Source organism: Nannocystis sp. RBIL2 (genome assembly GCF_026626745.1).
GTDB lineage: Bacteria > Myxococcota_A > Polyangia > Nannocystales > Nannocystaceae > Nannocystis.
Map to the genome: position 1 here is coordinate 6,103,507 of NZ_JAPNJW010000001.1, position 14,216 is coordinate 6,117,722.

Below are 14,216 nucleotides of genomic sequence, written 5' to 3' on the forward strand. Positions count from 1 at the left end.
CTTTCTTACAGGCCCTCGCTCAGTGGGTCAGCTTCTTGTAGCGGATCCGGTGCGGCTGGAGGGCGTCGTCGCCGAGGCGCTTCTTCTTGTCGGCCTCGTAGTCGGCGAAGTTGCCCTCGAACCAGCTGACCTTGGAGTCGCCCTCGAAGGTGAGGATGTTGGTGGCGATGCGGTCGAGGAACCAGCGGTCGTGGCTGATGACGACGGCGCAGCCGGGGAAGGCCAGCAGGGCCTCCTCGAGGTGGCGGAGGGTGTCGACGTCGAGGTCGTTGGTCGGCTCGTCGAGCAGCAGCAGGTTGCCGCCGCGCTTGAGCAGCTTGGCCAGGTGGACGCGGTTGCGCTCGCCGCCCGACAGCACGCCGACCTTCTTCTGCTGGTCGGCGCCGTTGAAGTTGAACTTGCTGACGTAGGCGCGCGAGTTGACGTCGCGGCCGGCGATGCTGAGGACCTCCTGGCCGCCGGAGATCTCCTGCCACACGGTCTTGTTGGGGTCGAGCGCGTCGCGCGACTGGTCGACGTAGGCGACGTCGACGGTCTCGCCGACCTTGATGTTGCCGCCGTCCGGCTTCTCCTGGCCGGTGATCATGCGGAACAGGGTGGTCTTGCCGGCGCCGTTGGGGCCGATGACGCCGACGATGCCGCCGCGCGGGAGGGTGAAGGTCAGGTCCTCGAACAGCAGGTGGTCGCCGTAGGCCTTGCTGATGCCCTTGCACTCGACCACGGTGGTGCCGAGGCGCTTGGTGAAGGGGATGACGAGGTCGGTGGTGTCGACCTTCTTGTCGCTCGCCTGCGCCAGCAGCTCTTCGTACGCCTTGACGCGGGCCTTGCTCTTGGCCTGGCGGGCGCGCGGGCTCATCTGCACCCACTCGAGCTCGCGCTGCAGGGTGCGCTGGCGGTTGGACTCGGCCTTCTCCTCCTGGGCCAGGCGCTTCTTCTTCTGGTCGAGCCAGGACGAGTAGTTGCCCTTCCACGGGATGCCGGAGCCGCGGTCGAGCTCCAAGATCCAGCCGGCCACGTTGTCGAGGAAGTAGCGGTCGTGGGTGACCGCGACGACGGTGCCCGGGTAGTCCTGCAGGTGGCGCTCGAGCCAGGCGACGCTCTCGGCGTCGAGATGGTTGGTCGGCTCGTCGAGCAGCAGGAGGTCGGGGCGCTGCAGCAGCAGGCGGCACAGGGCGACCCGGCGCTTCTCGCCGCCCGACAGCTTGGTGACGTCGGAGTCGCCGGGCGGGCAGCGCAGCGCGTCCATGGCGATCTCCAGGGTGCGGTCGAGCTCCCAGCCGTTGCCGGCGTCGATCTTGTCCTGCAGCTCGGCCTGCTCGGCCAGCAGCCGGTTCATCTCGTCGTCGCTCATCGGCTCGCCGAGCTTGTTGCTGACCTCCTCGAAGCGGGCCAGCGTCGTCTTCATGCCGATGACGGCCTCCTCGATGTTGGCCTTGACGTCCTTCTTGGGGTCGAGCGCGGGCTCCTGCGGCAGATAGCCGACCGAGACGCCCTCGGCGCTCCACGCCTCGCCGATGAACTCCTTGTCGACGCCGGCCATGATCTTGAGGAGGGTCGACTTGCCGGAGCCGTTGAGGCCGAGCACGCCGATCTTCGCGCCGGGGAGGAAGCTGAGCCAGATGCCCTTCAGCACCTCCTTGCCGCCGGGGTAGACCTTGCGCAGGTCCTTCATGCTGTAGATGTACTGATACGAGGCCATGCCGTGACGACTCCTGGAGCGCCCTGCGGGCGCGGGGCGGGAGGATAGCAGAGGCGCGGGCGAGCAACCGCGGCCGTGAGCGGCGGCAGGTGCGAGGTCCGGCCGGCCGCGACCGGCGCGAGCGCAGGCCCTCGCCGCTCCGGCCCCCGCCGGGGCATTTCCCGGGCCGGCGCGGCGGACCGCCGGCGCTGGGCGCGGGAGATCGCCGGGAGGGCTTGCGGCCGGGGCCGATGCGCACCCATCATCCCCGGCGAGATGAGCCAGACGACGGAAGCAGAAGTGGTCAAGCCGGCGGCGCCGGTGGCGGTCGAGGTGCCGGTGGGCGTCGAGCCCGACGCGAGCAAGCGCTCCGCGCAGGCGCAGGCGCTCGCGGTCGAGACGTCGTTCAAGCGCTACGGCATCAACCGCTGGGGCAGCGCGTTCATCCGCGCCAGCAACGAGGGCCACCTGGTGTTCGCGGCGCCCAACTCGCCGGCGGTCGACCTCTACGCGCTGTCGCAAGAGCTGGCCCGCCGCGGCATCCGCACGCCCTACGTGGTGCGCTTCCCGACGATGATCGAGAACCAGATGGGCACGCTGAAGGACGGCTTCGCCAAGGCGATCGCCGACAACAGCTACCAGGGCAAGCACATCGGCGTGTACCCGCTCAAGGTCAACCAGCGCCGCAGCGTGGTCGACACGGTGGTCAAGGCCCGCGAGAAGTTCAACTACGGCCTCGAGGCCGGCTCGAAGCCGGAGCTGCTGCTGGCGATGGCCCAGCCGCCGCTCAAGGGCTCGCTGCTGGTCTGCAACGGCTACAAGGACCGCGAGTTCATGCGCATGGCGTTCCACGCGGCCGAGCTCGGGCACCACGTGATCATCGTGCTCGAGTCGACCCGCGAGGTCCGGCGCTACCTCGACGTCTATCAGGAGCAGGACTGGACCGCGAAGCCCGAGGTCGGCATGCGCGCCAAGCTGTACAGCCGCGGCAGCGGCCGCTGGCAGAGCTCCGGCGGCGAGAGCAGCAAGTTCGGCCTGACGACCAACGAGCTGCTGGCGGTGGTGCGCGAGCTGACGGCCGCGGGGATGGTCGAGCAGCTGTCGCTGCTGCACTTCCACATCGGCTCGCAGATCACCCAGATCAAGCGCATCAAGACGGCCGTCCGCGAGGGCGCCCGCATCTACGCCGAGCTGCAGCAGCTGGCGCCGCAGCTGCGCTACCTCGACCTCGGCGGCGGCATCGGCGTCGACTACGACGGCTCGCGCACGTCGTACCCGTCGTCGGCCAACTACTCGCTCGAGGAGTACGCGTCGCAGGTGGTGTTCGAGGTGATCGAGGCCTGCCGCGAGGTGGGCGCGCGCCAGCCGACGCTGCTCACCGAGTCGGGCCGCGTGGTGGTGGCCAACCACGCGGTGACGATCGCCGACCTCCGCGAGGTCCAGGGCGAGCTGATGCCGGTGCCCGAGCCCAGCGAGGAGGAGCACCGCCTGGTCCACGAGCTGCGCAGCACGCTCGAGAGCCTCAACATCAAGAACGTCGAGGAGTACTTCCACGACGCGATCGACTACCGCGACGAGTGCCTGCAGCTGTTCTCGCGCGGCTACCTGAGCCTGCAGGACCGCGCCAGCGCCGAGGGCCTGTTCGGACGGATCCGCAACAAGGTCAAGCAGATCGTCGAGTCGATGCCGCACCCGCCTGAGGAGATCGTCGACTTCCTCGGCAAGGCCCACCAGAAGTACCTGGTGAACTTCTCGATCTTCCAGAGCATCCCCGACGCGTGGAGCATCGACCAGGTGTTCCCGGCGGCGCCGCTGTCCCGCCACGGCGAGAAGCCGACCATCAACGCGCAGATCGTCGACATCACCTGCGACTCCGACGGCTGCGTCGAGACGTTCGCCCACCCCGACGAGAACATGCCGTACCTGCCGCTGCACGAGCGCCGCACGCCAGACGAGAAGTACTACCTCGGGTTCTTCATGACGGGCGCCTATCAGGACAGCCTGGCGAACGTGCACAACCTGTTCGCCCGCTGCCACGAGGTGATCCTCCGCAACCCGGACGACGACATGGTGCTGCCGGGCAGCGAGCGCGTCGAGCTCGGCGAGAACTTGACGTTCGAGATCAAGATGGGCGCGACCTGCGAGGACGTGCTGTCGTCGATGGACTTCGACGTCGAACGCATGATCCGCTGGCTCCGCGACCGCCACCTCGCGGTCGAGACGACGCTCGGCGAGTCGTGGCTGCTCGGGGTGCTGCAGAGCTACCCGTACCTGTCGCGCTGAGGCCTCGTCTTTAAAAGACGAACGCCGCGCTCGCGAGGCGCGGCGTTCGTCGTCGCGGGATGAATCCGAACGAGTCGTGCGTCAAGTCGGCCGCCCGGCCAGCTGCGATGCTACCGTCCCGGGCGCGAGGGGCGATGAGTCATCACAGCAAGCGGGTGCGAGGCGGGTGCGCGGCGATGATCGCCGCGGTGGTGCTCGGGTGCGCGGCGGCCCCGAACGAGGAGAATGCGGCGCGCGCTTCGGCGGTGGCCATGAGCGATCGGCAGGGCGAAGACGCAGGGCGCGGGGCGCAAGCCGAAGGCGAGCGGGCTGCGGCGGCCGTGAAGGTGAGGGTCGAGGAGGATGCCGGGGCGGCCTGCGAGACGCCTTCGGGGACGGGCCGCGACGAGTACGACTCGCTGCCGATCGGCTGCGAGCGCGCGATCGCGTCGCGCGAGGAGGACGGGCGGACGATCGTGTACATCACGCCGGCGGAGGAGGGCGGGGCCCGGCCGGGCCAGTGGGTGCATTGCGCGTATCGAGATCGGCCGCCGTCGACGGCGTGCGAGGTCCTCGACATCGTCGACGGCGGGATGCTCGAGGCGAGCTGCGGCGAGGTGAAGCCCGGCTCCGCGCGCCCGCCGACGTGACGCGAGCGCGAGGACGTCGGGCGAGGCATCGGTTCGCGCTGCGTCCCCTCGCGGTCGCGTGATTCAGCTCGGGTCGAGCACGCGGCCGAGCCAGAGCAGGGTGTTGGTGCCACGGTCGCGGATCGCGAACAGGAAGGGGCGGTCCGCGGCGAAGCTCTCCTCGGCGAAGAGGCCTCCGTCGCTGTCGTGGATCACGATCGCGGTGGCGGCCGCGGCCTCGACGCCCTTCTCGTCCACGCCGATGAAGGTGTTGTGATAGACGTTGTGGATCGCCATCGGCTGATCCTCCCCCGCGAGGCCCGAGAAGTCGGCGCCGAAGAGCTGGAAGGACTGCGGCATGCCGAGCGCTTCCAGGGTCGGCTTGAGCCCGAAGGCGCTGTCGAAGCTGAAGCGGGGGACCGCGAGCTCGAGGTTGGTCGGGGCCAGGCCGGCGAGCACTTCGCCCAGCTTGGCGCCGTCGAGACCCTCGACGTACGCGTCGAACGTGCCCGGCTCGGGGAGGATGAAGACCATCGACAGCTCGCTGCCCCGCAGCGGCAGCTCGGCTGCGGCGACGCCGGCGCCCCTGAAGTGAGAGGTCGTGTCGAACACGCCGCGCATCATCGCCACCGAGACCTCGCTGGCGTCCTTGCGCGTGAACTTCACGCCGTCCACGACCTCCTCGAAGGGCTGCTCCCAGGGGGCCTTGAGGAAGAGCGCGTTGACGAGGACGCCGGTGACCTCGGGGATGATCGACTTCGGCGGCAAGAGCTCGGTGATCCGGCCGGCGGTCTCGCCCGCGACCCACTCGTTGATGGCCAGGCGAGAACCCTCGGGGTCGCCGGCGATGTCGAGCGCGTACACGTCGCTGCCGTAGTGGACGGCGAGCACGTCGAGGAAGGGCGCGAGCCAGTCGATGTCGAGGCGCCCGAACATCTGATTGACGAGCTCGAGCCGGACCGAATCGTCGCCCTCGACCTCGCCGGACTTCGGCAGCGCGCGCTTGGCGAGGTCGAGGTCGAGGTGGTTGAACGCCGCGTGCAGGCGCGGCTTGGCGAGCGTGAAGTGGAGCACGTCGGCGATCTCGGCCTCGCTGATCGTGCGGGCGCCCTCGTAGAGCATCCCGAACGCGATCCGCAGGCTGGCCGGCGAGATGGCGCGGTTGTCCTCGCCGGCCGGCAGGGCCTTGAAGAGCTCGACGGCGAAGCTGCGCTCGTCGGCGGCCATCGCGGCGAGCTCCTCCGCGGACAGATCCGGCGCGAGGTCCCGCGGCTTGTCCGAGCCGACAGGCTCGCCCGGCGGCTCGTTCGCCTCGCCCGTGGTCTCGGTGGTCGGCTCGTTCGTGGTCCCCTGGGTCTCGCTCGCGCCCTCGGTCTCGCTCGCACCCTCGGTCTCGCCGGGGTTTGTCCCGGTGCATGCGGGAGCGCCCAGAAGCAGGGCCAGAGTGGGTAGGACGGAGATGCGGTTCAGGGCGATGAGCGGCATGCGGATCGGGAGGATGGCAAGCCTCGTGCCAGGCAAAGAAAACAACTGCCCCGAGGCGCCGCGCGCCTTTCCATGACACCGAGGCCAAAGACCCTGACACCGGGGTCACGGCGACCTCGCGCGAACTCGACTTCGACCGTCTTTGCGAAGGTCGGAGGGTGTCCTGCTCGCCCGCGACACCTCGACGTGCCCGCGAAAGAGACCGTCCGCGAATGGATGCGCGCGACCTTGGACGGGCGGCGTACGCCGCCCGGCGCGTCATGGCCTCACGGCATGAGCCATTGCTGGTTGGCGCCGTTCCAGCAGTCCCACATGACGAGGTGAGCGCCGTTGTTGGGGTCGACGCCGAGGATGTCCAGGCACTTGTTGTTCAACACGCTGCGGATCTGCCGCCCGTCCCAGTACCATTTCTGATTGGCGCCGCCCCAGCAGTCCCACATGACGACGTGGGCGCCGTTGTTGGGGTCGACGCCGAGGATGTCCAGGCACTTGTTGTTCAATGCGCTGCGGATCTGCTGCCCGTCCCAGTACCAGCGCTGATTGGCGCCGCCCCAGCAGTCCCACGTGACGACGTGGGCGCCGTTTTGGGGGTCGACGCCGAGGATGTCCATGCACTTGTTGTTCAACACGCTGCGGATCTCCCCCGGATCGGCAGCATTCGGGCGCGGCTCGGACGCGACGTCCCCCGACGCGCCAGGCAGCTCGCCGACCGCATCTGTCGCCGTGGGAGCAGCGAGCTCCGCTGGCGCGACGGGGGGGTCGGCGGCCGAGGCGTGCGTGGCGAACATAGCGAAGGAGAGGGAGAGCACCGCGTCGAGAACCAGCATACGTTTCACCTTTCGAGGGGTTGTCGATGACGCTCGAACGATGAAAGGCTTCCGCTATTTCGCCAGCGAGCAGGCGCGTAGTTTTTTCGTCGCTCGCGTCGGCGGCGCAGGCATGCGAGCGAGCAGCATTCGCTGCGACCGATTCGGCAGTACGCCTCACGCAGTCGCGGGGGGGTTCGGGCTCCCGGTGTCACAGGCGAGTATCGGGCGCGGCGAGGCGCGGAAAAGCCCCGCGAGATTGTTCGCCCGAGAGCAACAATCGGTTCGCCGGGCGAGGGCTAGTTGAGAGCGCGGTCGGGGGTCATCGTTGGGCTCCATGACGACTGCGACGAATACCCCGACCCGCTGGACCATCGACACCTCGCACTCGAGCGTCGGCTTCAGCGTGCGCCACATGATGATTACCAACGTCCGCGGCGAGTTCAAGAAGTTCGCCGGCGAGGTCGTGCTCGACCCGCAGAACCCCGGCGCCTCGGGCGTGCAGGCGACCGTCGAGATCGGGTCGATCCACACCCGCGAGGAGCAGCGCGACGCGCACCTGCGCGGCGCCGACTTCTTCGACGCGGAGAAGTACCCGACGATGACGTTCCAGTCGAAGCGCTTGGCCCGCACGGACGACGGCTACGATGTCGTGGGCGACCTGACGATCCGCGACCAGACGCGCGAGGTGGTGCTCAAGGTCGAGGACGTGACCGGCGAGACTGCCGACCCGTGGGGCAACACCCGCATCGGCGCATCTGCGAAGACCAAGATTCGCCGCTCGGAGTTCGGGATCACCTGGAACGCGCTGCTCGAGCTGGGCGGGGCGATGGTCGGCGACGAGGTGACGATCAACATCGAGGTCTCTCTGGTAAAACAGAAGTAAGTCCCATGACGATCCGCTCGACGAACGAGAGCCCCCCGCAATTCCGCCAGGTCGTGACGATCGACGCGCACACGCTCCACGCCGACGTGAGCAGCGCGCTCGGCGGCGCGGCCTCGGCGCCCGGCCCGCACGAACTGTTCGACGCCTCGCTGGCCACCTGCAAGGCGCTCACCGCCTGCGTGTTCGCCAAGTCGCGCGGCATCGCCCTCGAGCGCGTGACGGTCGAGGTCGAACGCGACGACTCGCAGGAGCGCCAGGGCACCTACGTGCTCAGCGTCAAGCTCGCCTTCGAGGGCGCGCTGTCCGAGGCCGACAAGCACAAGCTGCACGAGACCGTGTTGCGCTGCCCGATCCACAAGCTGATGACGACCTCGACGGTGGAGATCCGTCAGACGCTCGCCTGACCCTTGGGACACCCGCTATTCTTCTCAAGAGAATCACACCGCCAGGGAGCACAGCCATGCAAGCAGATGATTCAGCGGAGACGGCGATCGAGCTCGAGATCGCGGCGCGGCCGCGGCGGCTCGACGCGTTCGAGGTCGGCCGCGTGCTGCCAGCGCCGGTCCGGCGCATGGTCGGCCCGTTCGCGTTCTTCGATCACATGGGCCCGGCGCACCTCGAGCCGGGGCTGGGGATGGACGTGCGGCCGCACCCGCACATCGGCCTGGCGACGGTGACGTACCTGTTCGAGGGCGAGATCCTCCACCGCGACAGCCTGGGCTCGCTGCAGCCGATCCGCCCCGGCGCGATCAACTGGATGACCGCGGGCCGCGGGATCGTCCACTCGGAGCGCTCGCCCGCCGAGGCGCGCGCGCAGGGGCCGAAGCTGCACGGGCTGCAGCTGTGGGTCGCGCTGCCGCGCGAGGCGGAGGAGTCCGAGCCGGCTTTTTCGCACCACCCGACCGACACGATCCCCGAGCTGTCGAGCCCGGGCGTGCGCGTGCGCGTGCTCGCGGGTTCGGCCTACGGGGTGACGGCGCCGACGCCGATCGCGTCGCCGCTGGTCTACGTCGAGGCCCACCTCGAGGCGGGCGCGACGTTCGAGCTGCCGCCGGCGACCGAGCGGGCGGTCTACGTGATCGAGGGCGAGCTGCGCAGCGGCGACCGGACGGTGCCGCCGCGCACGATGGCGGTGCTGCGCAGCGGCAAGGCCGGGGCGCTGACGGCGACGGCGCCGACGCGGATGGTGCTGATCGGGGGCGAGCCGCTGAGCGAGCCGCGCTTCATCTGGTGGAACTTCGTGTCGAGCTCGCAGGAGCGGATCGTCCAGGCCGCCCACGAGTGGAAGGAGCAGCGCTTCCCGCGGGTCCCCGGCGACGAGAAGGAGTGGATCCCGCTCGTCGACGAGCCGAAGTTCGCGCCCCCGTGAGGCCCGGCCTTCGGGGCATGCTCCAAAGAGCATGTCCCGAAGGACGGATCGAACACGAGGAAGTAGCGGGGCTGCGCCTCGCCCAGCATGTCCCGAAGGACATGTTCCGGGCGAGCCCCGAGGCGCGGCTCGCTCTCACAGGCGATGCGTCACGGGATGACGCATACCCCGACGTCTTCGAGGCCGGTGGGGGCCTCGCCCTCGCCGTACCACGCGACGCACACCATCCCGTACTGGCCGCACGGGTCGGCGAGGTCGGTGTCGCAGTACGCCGAGCAGCAGGCCTGACCGTTGCAGTTGGCCACGTACTCGCCGCTGAGGCAGGTGTTGCCCGGGTCGCAGCCGTTGGCGTAGATGCAGCCGTCGCCGACCTTGCCGGTGTTGCCGGAGGCGTCCGGGACGCAGGCGAACTCGTTCTCCACGCCGACGCACTCGTTGTCCGCGCCGCAGAACGCCTGGTTCAGCGGGTCGCACTTGGCGACGCATTGCCCGATGTCGTCGATGACGACGCACACCTGGTTGGCGGCGCATCCGTCGCACGGATCTTCGGGCGGCCGGATGAAGGTGCCGCTGTCGTCGCCCGAGTCCGTGGTGATGAAGCTGGCGCTGTCGGTCTCGGTGTCGCTGCTCGGCCAGTCCGAGGTCGAGGGGCCGGTGGTTCGGTCGACGCCGGTGGTGCCGGGGCCGGTGGTGGTCGTGCCCTCGTCGTCGGTCGTGCTGGCATTCGTGGCGTGCGTGCTGTTCGTCGTCGGGTTCGTCGCCGCAGTGGTGATGTTGCCGGTGGTGCCGTCGGTGGGGTCGGTGCCGCCCGTGCTGGACGTGTCTCCGTCGTCGTTGTCGTCGGGCTGACTGCTGTTGCCCTGGGTGTTGTTGCCGCCCGGCTGACACTTGTCGACGAAGCACATGAGCCCCGGCAGACACTGGCCCTCGATACACGGGCCGGTGACCTGACCTGCCATTGCCCCGGCCGTCAACGGGCTCTCGGAGTCGCTACAGGCGACCAATAAAAATGCGGCGATTGAGAACGAATACGCGCGAAATGTCGGCATGCGGCGGACGTTATACGAGCCGCCTCCAAAAGGTCAATGCATGGACGTACGATTCCGAATGGAGGCAATGGACGCTGAAGATGTCGCAAATCCCCGTTTGGGTGCCCGGGCCGCGGGGCCGCGCGGAGGCGGGTGAGTGGAAGGAATGGCGTGAGCGCAGGGTGAACTACATCCAGGCGAACGGATGGAGCGAGCCGTGGCCCGAACTCGTATCCGCATGGAACGCTGGTCCGAGGCGAACTGCTGTCACGCTCGCTCTTTGGGCGTGACCGCAGCTCGCCCGGGAATCTCGGCGCGAGTCGGTCGTGGGCCGGGACTGCCTCGCGGGGAGTCGCTGTCCAGGAGCCCCGCGGAGAGCTTCGCCCCGGCTGCTCGAGCGCGACCTCTCGATCGGCGACGGCGATGGAAAATTTTGAAGGTCGGTACGGCGCGATCACGCGGCGTCGCTCGTGGACGCGCGGACTGGGCGATGACCGAGCGGCGCGACGTCGGCGGTCAGCCGCGGCTGGACTCGTAGGTCAGCGGGGCGCAGTGCTTCTTCGGTCGGTCGGTCGGCTCGCCAGCGACCGCGAGCGCGCGCATGACTGTATCGTCGCCGGCTCGGCTCTCACGGTCGCGCGGCAGTGAGAGCTCGGCCTCGCTCAGAGGTGGGCGATGGCTTCGATCTCGACCTTGAAGTTGAAGGGCAGGCGCGCCACTTCGATGCAGGTGCGGGCGGGGATCTGGGGGCCCGGGAAGAACTTGGCGTAGACCTTGTTGAAGGCGGCGAACTGGCCCATGTCGGTGATGAAGGCGGTGATCTTCAGCACCTTCTCGAGGCTGGAGCCGGCCTTCTCGAGCGTGCGCCGGAGGTTGGTGAGGGTGGCGTGGGTCTCGGCCACCAGGTCACCGAGAGTGATGCCCAGCGTCTCGACGTCGACGGCGGCGTGCCCGGAGGTGAAGATGAAGCCGTTGTGGTCGCGGTGCCACGAGAAGATCGGGCCGTGCTCGAGCTGGTGGGGGCTTCGGTGGTGACTCGTCATTGGGTCCAGCGATCTATACCGCGACGTGGGCGGGGGCGTCACTTTTGCGGGGGTGCCGCGGTGGTCGCAGCGGCGCCGGTGTCGGGGCGAGGACGCGCGTCGGTCGACTTCGTGGACTTGCCGCCGCCGAACTTGTCGAGGCTGCGATAGCGGTCGCGCAAGAGGGTCTGGCGCGAGACCATCGGGATCGCGCGGCCGCGGACGAGCACGTCGGTGGGACGACTGCTGAGCTCGAGCGGGTCGCCGCTCCAGACGACGAGGTTGGCGACCTTGCCGACGGCGACGCTGCCGTGCGTCGCGCCCTGGCCGTAGGCGAGGGCCGGCTCGAGGGTGATCGCGCGCAGCGCAGTGGCCCACGGCAGGCCGTTGGCGACCGCGATGCCGGCCTCCTGCGTGACGTTGCGGAGGTTGTGCGAGTCGTCGAGCCAGGCGATGACGACGGGCACGCCGGCGGCGGCCAGCAGGGCGGCGCTGTCGAGGCGCGCGCCGAGAGTGTCGAAGCTGCTCGGCAAGTTGCGCGACGGCTGCACGATCACCGGCACCTTGGCGGCGGCCAGCTCCGGCGCGACCTTCCACGCCTCGGCGCCGCCGACGACGACGAGCCGCAGCTTGTACTCCCTGGCCAGGTCGAGCGCGGCGAGGATGTCGCTCGCGCGGTCGGCGGACAGGGTCAGCGGGATCTGGCCGGCCAGCGTGGGCTGCAGCGCCTGCAGGTCGAGCGCGTGGGCGGCGAACGGCCGGGTCTGGGCCCGCTCGTAGGCGTCCTTGCGGCCGCGGAACACCTGCGCGTCGCTGAGGACCTCGTGCAGCTTGGCCAGCGCGGCCGCGCGGGAGCCCCCGAAGCTGTGGCCGAGGTTGCCGTCGAGCGCCACGCCGGCCTTGGTGAGGGCGCCGCGGTGGTCGCCGTGGACGAGGTCGACCCATGCGACCTGTCCCGAGAGCAAGCCGCCCGCGGGGGCGACCGCGGCCGTGGTGACGCCGCCGAGCGCCTGCACCTGGATCAGGCTCGACTCGGCGTGGAAGGCCCGGCTGGCGTCGTAGGCGGCGCGGATCGGGTGGTCGCCGGCCCGGGCGTCGTCGTGCGTGCTGCCCTCGAGATCGATCTCCACCAGGCCGAGCTGGTTGTCGCAGGCGATCAGGCCCGGCGTGACGACCTTGCCGGCGGCGTCGATGCGCAGCGCGTCGGCCGGGGCGCTCGCGGCCAGCTCGGGGCCGCCGACGCCGGCGAACTTGCCGTCGCGGACGACGATGGTCGCGTTCTTGACGACGGTGCCGTCGCCGACGTGGAGGTCGCCGCCGCTGACGACCACGACAGGGGCGGCGGGGCGGGCCGGTGCGGTCGCGGGGCGGGCCGGTGCGGTCGCGGGGCGGGCCGGAGCGGTCGCGGAGCGGGCCGCCGGGGCCGGGGCGAGCAAGGTGAGGGCGGCGAGGAGGATGTGGCTCATGGGACAGGTCCTCGCGGTCAGTGCGCAGCGGACATGTTGGAAGGGACAGGTGCGACCGGGGCCGGCGGGGCGGCGCCCGGGTTGTAGCCGAGCTCGAAGTCGGTGCCGGGCTCGAGCTGGCCGCGGACGTAGACCGGCTCGCCGTCGATGTAGACCTGCTCGGCGCGGGTGTAGACGCTGAACGGGCTGCCGGACCAGACGACGACGTCGGCGCGCTTGCCGGGGGTGAGGGTGCCGACCTCGTGGTCGATGCCGAGGGCCCACGCGGCGTTGGCGGTGAACCAGCGCAGGGCGTCGTTCTCGCTGATGTCGATGCCGGCACGGCGGCCGGCGTGCATGGCCTTGGCGGCCTCCTGGTTGAGGCGCTGGATGCCGGTGGGGCTGTCGGAGTGGATGATCGAGCGGCCGCCGGCGGCGTGCAGCAGGGCGGCGTTCTCGAGGATGCCGTCGAAGGCCTCGGCCTTGAAGCCCCACCAGTCGGCCCAGATCGAGGCGGCGGTGTCGGCGGCGGCCAGGCGGTCGGCGATCTTGTAGGCCTCGACCGCGTGGTGGAAGCTGCGGATCTTGAAGCCGTAGGTGGCGGCGAGGTCGAGCATCTGCGACATCTCGTCGGCCCGGTAGCAGTGGTTGTGGACCAGGATCTCGCCCTTCAACACGAGGCCGAGGGTCTCGAGGCCGAAGTCGCGGGTCGGCGGCTGCGGCTCGTCCGGCGGCTTGCCGGGCTGGCCGTCCTTGCCGGCGGGCTGCGGCTTGTCCTTGTTCTTCTCCCAGTCGGCGTGGTCCTTGTGGTACTTGGACACGGTCCGTTCGTACTCTTTGGCCTTCTGGAAGGCGTCGCGGAAGCCGGCGATGTTGCCCATGCGCGTCTTGGGCCCCGCCTTGTCGCCGTAGACGCGCTTGGGGTTCTCGCCGCAGGCCATCTTGAGGCCGTAGGGCGCGCCGGGGAACTTGACGTCGTCGACGCTGCGCGCGTCGGGCAAGAACCGCACGGTCACGCTGCGCCCGCCGATCAGGTTGGCCGAGCCGGGCAGGATCTGCGCCGTCGTCACCCCGCCCGCGCGGGCCCGATCGATCTGCGGGTCCTGCGGCCAGTAGCCGTCCTCCGCGCGCACGTGGGCGGTGTTGGGCGCGCTGGCCTCGTTGCCGTCGCTGTGACCGTTGAGGCCGGGCGCCGCGTAGACGCCGAGGTGCGAGTGGGTGTCGATGACGCCGGGGGTGATGGTCTTGCCGGTGGCGTCGACGACGACCGCGCCGTCGGGGGCCTTGAGATCGGGACCGACGGCGGAGATCCGGCCGCCGACGACGAGGAGGTCGGCGCGCTCGAAGATGTCGCCGGCGGCGGTCATGATCCGGGCGTTGCGGAACAGGCGCGGCGGGCCGTCGCTGACGACCGCGGGCGCCGCGGTGCGACCTGCGACGTCGGGTGCGGGCGCGGCGACGTCGCTCGGCGGCTGCGGCGGAGCGCCGCGGTTGCACGCGAGGAACAGGACGAAGCCCGAGATGACAGGCGAGCGAGGGCGACGCGAGCTCACGCGCCGAACCTACGCCGGACGCGGCAGACCGGGCAATCGCCGTGCGGCGGCCC

General features: G+C 70.0%; 12 protein-coding genes. 5 read left to right on the plus strand and 7 right to left on the minus strand.

What is annotated here, in order from left to right; genetic code table 11:
* Window positions 1-19: 19 nt before the first annotated feature.
* A complete protein-coding gene (ettA, locus tag OV090_RS24335; protein ID WP_267706736.1) occupies window positions 20-1,699 on the minus strand; it encodes an energy-dependent translational throttle protein EttA in 1,680 nt (559 codons plus the stop codon).
* 255 nt (window positions 1,700-1,954) lie between these two features.
* Here ettA and speA point away from each other — a divergent pair, with 255 nt between their 5' ends.
* Together speA and OV090_RS24345 are read left to right on the plus strand one after the other, a co-directional pair.
* Window positions 1,955-3,961 (plus strand): biosynthetic arginine decarboxylase, encoded by a 2,007-nt coding sequence (gene speA / locus OV090_RS24340; protein WP_267706738.1) that lies wholly within the window; start codon window positions 1,955-1,957, stop codon window positions 3,959-3,961.
* A gap of 320 nt (window positions 3,962-4,281) precedes the next feature.
* Entirely contained in the window at window positions 4,282-4,590 is a 309-nt protein-coding gene (locus OV090_RS24345; RefSeq protein ID WP_267706740.1) for a hypothetical protein, read from the plus strand.
* A gap of 63 nt (window positions 4,591-4,653) precedes the next feature.
* On the opposite strand, the gene OV090_RS24350 is transcribed toward OV090_RS24345, so the two are convergent.
* Together OV090_RS24350 and OV090_RS24355 are read right to left on the minus strand one after the other, a co-directional pair.
* On the minus strand, window positions 4,654-6,054 hold the full coding sequence (locus OV090_RS24350) for a serpin family protein (RefSeq protein ID WP_267706742.1): 1,401 nt from the start codon (window positions 6,052-6,054) through the stop codon (window positions 4,654-4,656).
* 266 nt (window positions 6,055-6,320) lie between these two features.
* Window positions 6,321-6,881, minus strand: a complete 561-nt coding sequence (locus tag OV090_RS24355; protein ID WP_267706744.1) for an RICIN domain-containing protein — start codon at window positions 6,879-6,881, stop codon at window positions 6,321-6,323.
* A 316-nt stretch (window positions 6,882-7,197) separates the two neighbouring features.
* On the opposite strand from OV090_RS24355, the gene OV090_RS24360 reads away from it, so the two are divergent.
* Genes OV090_RS24360 through OV090_RS24370 form a run of 3 tightly spaced genes read left to right on the plus strand, consistent with a single transcriptional unit; the run spans window position 7,198 to window position 9,115 of the window.
* On the plus strand, window positions 7,198-7,746 hold the full coding sequence (locus tag OV090_RS24360; protein ID WP_267706746.1) for a YceI family protein: 549 nt from the start codon (window positions 7,198-7,200) through the stop codon (window positions 7,744-7,746).
* A 5-nt stretch (window positions 7,747-7,751) separates the two neighbouring features.
* On the plus strand, window positions 7,752-8,150 hold the full coding sequence (locus OV090_RS24365; protein ID WP_267706748.1) for an OsmC family protein: 399 nt from the start codon (window positions 7,752-7,754) through the stop codon (window positions 8,148-8,150).
* A gap of 56 nt (window positions 8,151-8,206) precedes the next feature.
* On the plus strand, window positions 8,207-9,115 hold the full coding sequence (locus OV090_RS24370; protein ID WP_267706750.1) for a pirin family protein: 909 nt from the start codon (window positions 8,207-8,209) through the stop codon (window positions 9,113-9,115).
* A gap of 149 nt (window positions 9,116-9,264) precedes the next feature.
* On the opposite strand, the gene OV090_RS24375 is transcribed toward OV090_RS24370, so the two are convergent.
* From OV090_RS24375 to OV090_RS24390, 4 genes are all read right to left on the minus strand, one after another.
* A complete protein-coding gene (locus OV090_RS24375; protein ID WP_267706752.1) occupies window positions 9,265-10,164 on the minus strand; it encodes a hypothetical protein in 900 nt (299 codons plus the stop codon).
* A gap of 641 nt (window positions 10,165-10,805) precedes the next feature.
* Entirely contained in the window at window positions 10,806-11,186 is a 381-nt protein-coding gene (locus OV090_RS24380; protein WP_267706755.1) for a RidA family protein, read from the minus strand.
* A gap of 38 nt (window positions 11,187-11,224) precedes the next feature.
* On the minus strand, window positions 11,225-12,631 hold the full coding sequence (locus OV090_RS24385; protein ID WP_267706756.1) for an amidohydrolase family protein: 1,407 nt from the start codon (window positions 12,629-12,631) through the stop codon (window positions 11,225-11,227).
* 17 nt (window positions 12,632-12,648) lie between these two features.
* Window positions 12,649-14,163 carry an amidohydrolase family protein gene (locus OV090_RS24390; RefSeq protein WP_267706757.1) on the minus strand — a complete coding sequence of 505 codons (1,515 nt, stop codon included), beginning with the start codon at window positions 14,161-14,163 and terminating at the stop codon, window positions 12,649-12,651.
* Between the last annotated feature and the right edge of the window lie 53 nt (window positions 14,164-14,216).

Bases quoted from the DNA above. Each gene is read 5' to 3' on its own strand.
- ettA (WP_267706736.1), bottom strand. From the start codon at position 1,699: ATGGCCTCGTATCAGTACATCTACAGCATGAAGGACCTGCGCAAGGTC.
- speA (WP_267706738.1), top strand. From the start codon at position 1,955: ATGAGCCAGACGACGGAAGCAGAAGTGGTCAAGCCGGCGGCGCCGGTG.
- OV090_RS24350 (WP_267706742.1), bottom strand. From the start codon at position 6,054: ATGCCGCTCATCGCCCTGAACCGCATCTCCGTCCTACCCACTCTGGCC.
- OV090_RS24355 (WP_267706744.1), bottom strand. From the start codon at position 6,881: ATGCTGGTTCTCGACGCGGTGCTCTCCCTCTCCTTCGCTATGTTCGCC.
- OV090_RS24360 (WP_267706746.1), top strand. From the start codon at position 7,198: ATGACGACTGCGACGAATACCCCGACCCGCTGGACCATCGACACCTCG.
- OV090_RS24365 (WP_267706748.1), top strand. From the start codon at position 7,752: ATGACGATCCGCTCGACGAACGAGAGCCCCCCGCAATTCCGCCAGGTC.
- OV090_RS24370 (WP_267706750.1), top strand. From the start codon at position 8,207: ATGCAAGCAGATGATTCAGCGGAGACGGCGATCGAGCTCGAGATCGCG.
- OV090_RS24375 (WP_267706752.1), bottom strand. From the start codon at position 10,164: ATGCCGACATTTCGCGCGTATTCGTTCTCAATCGCCGCATTTTTATTG.
- OV090_RS24380 (WP_267706755.1), bottom strand. From the start codon at position 11,186: ATGACGAGTCACCACCGAAGCCCCCACCAGCTCGAGCACGGCCCGATC.
- OV090_RS24385 (WP_267706756.1), bottom strand. From the start codon at position 12,631: ATGAGCCACATCCTCCTCGCCGCCCTCACCTTGCTCGCCCCGGCCCCG.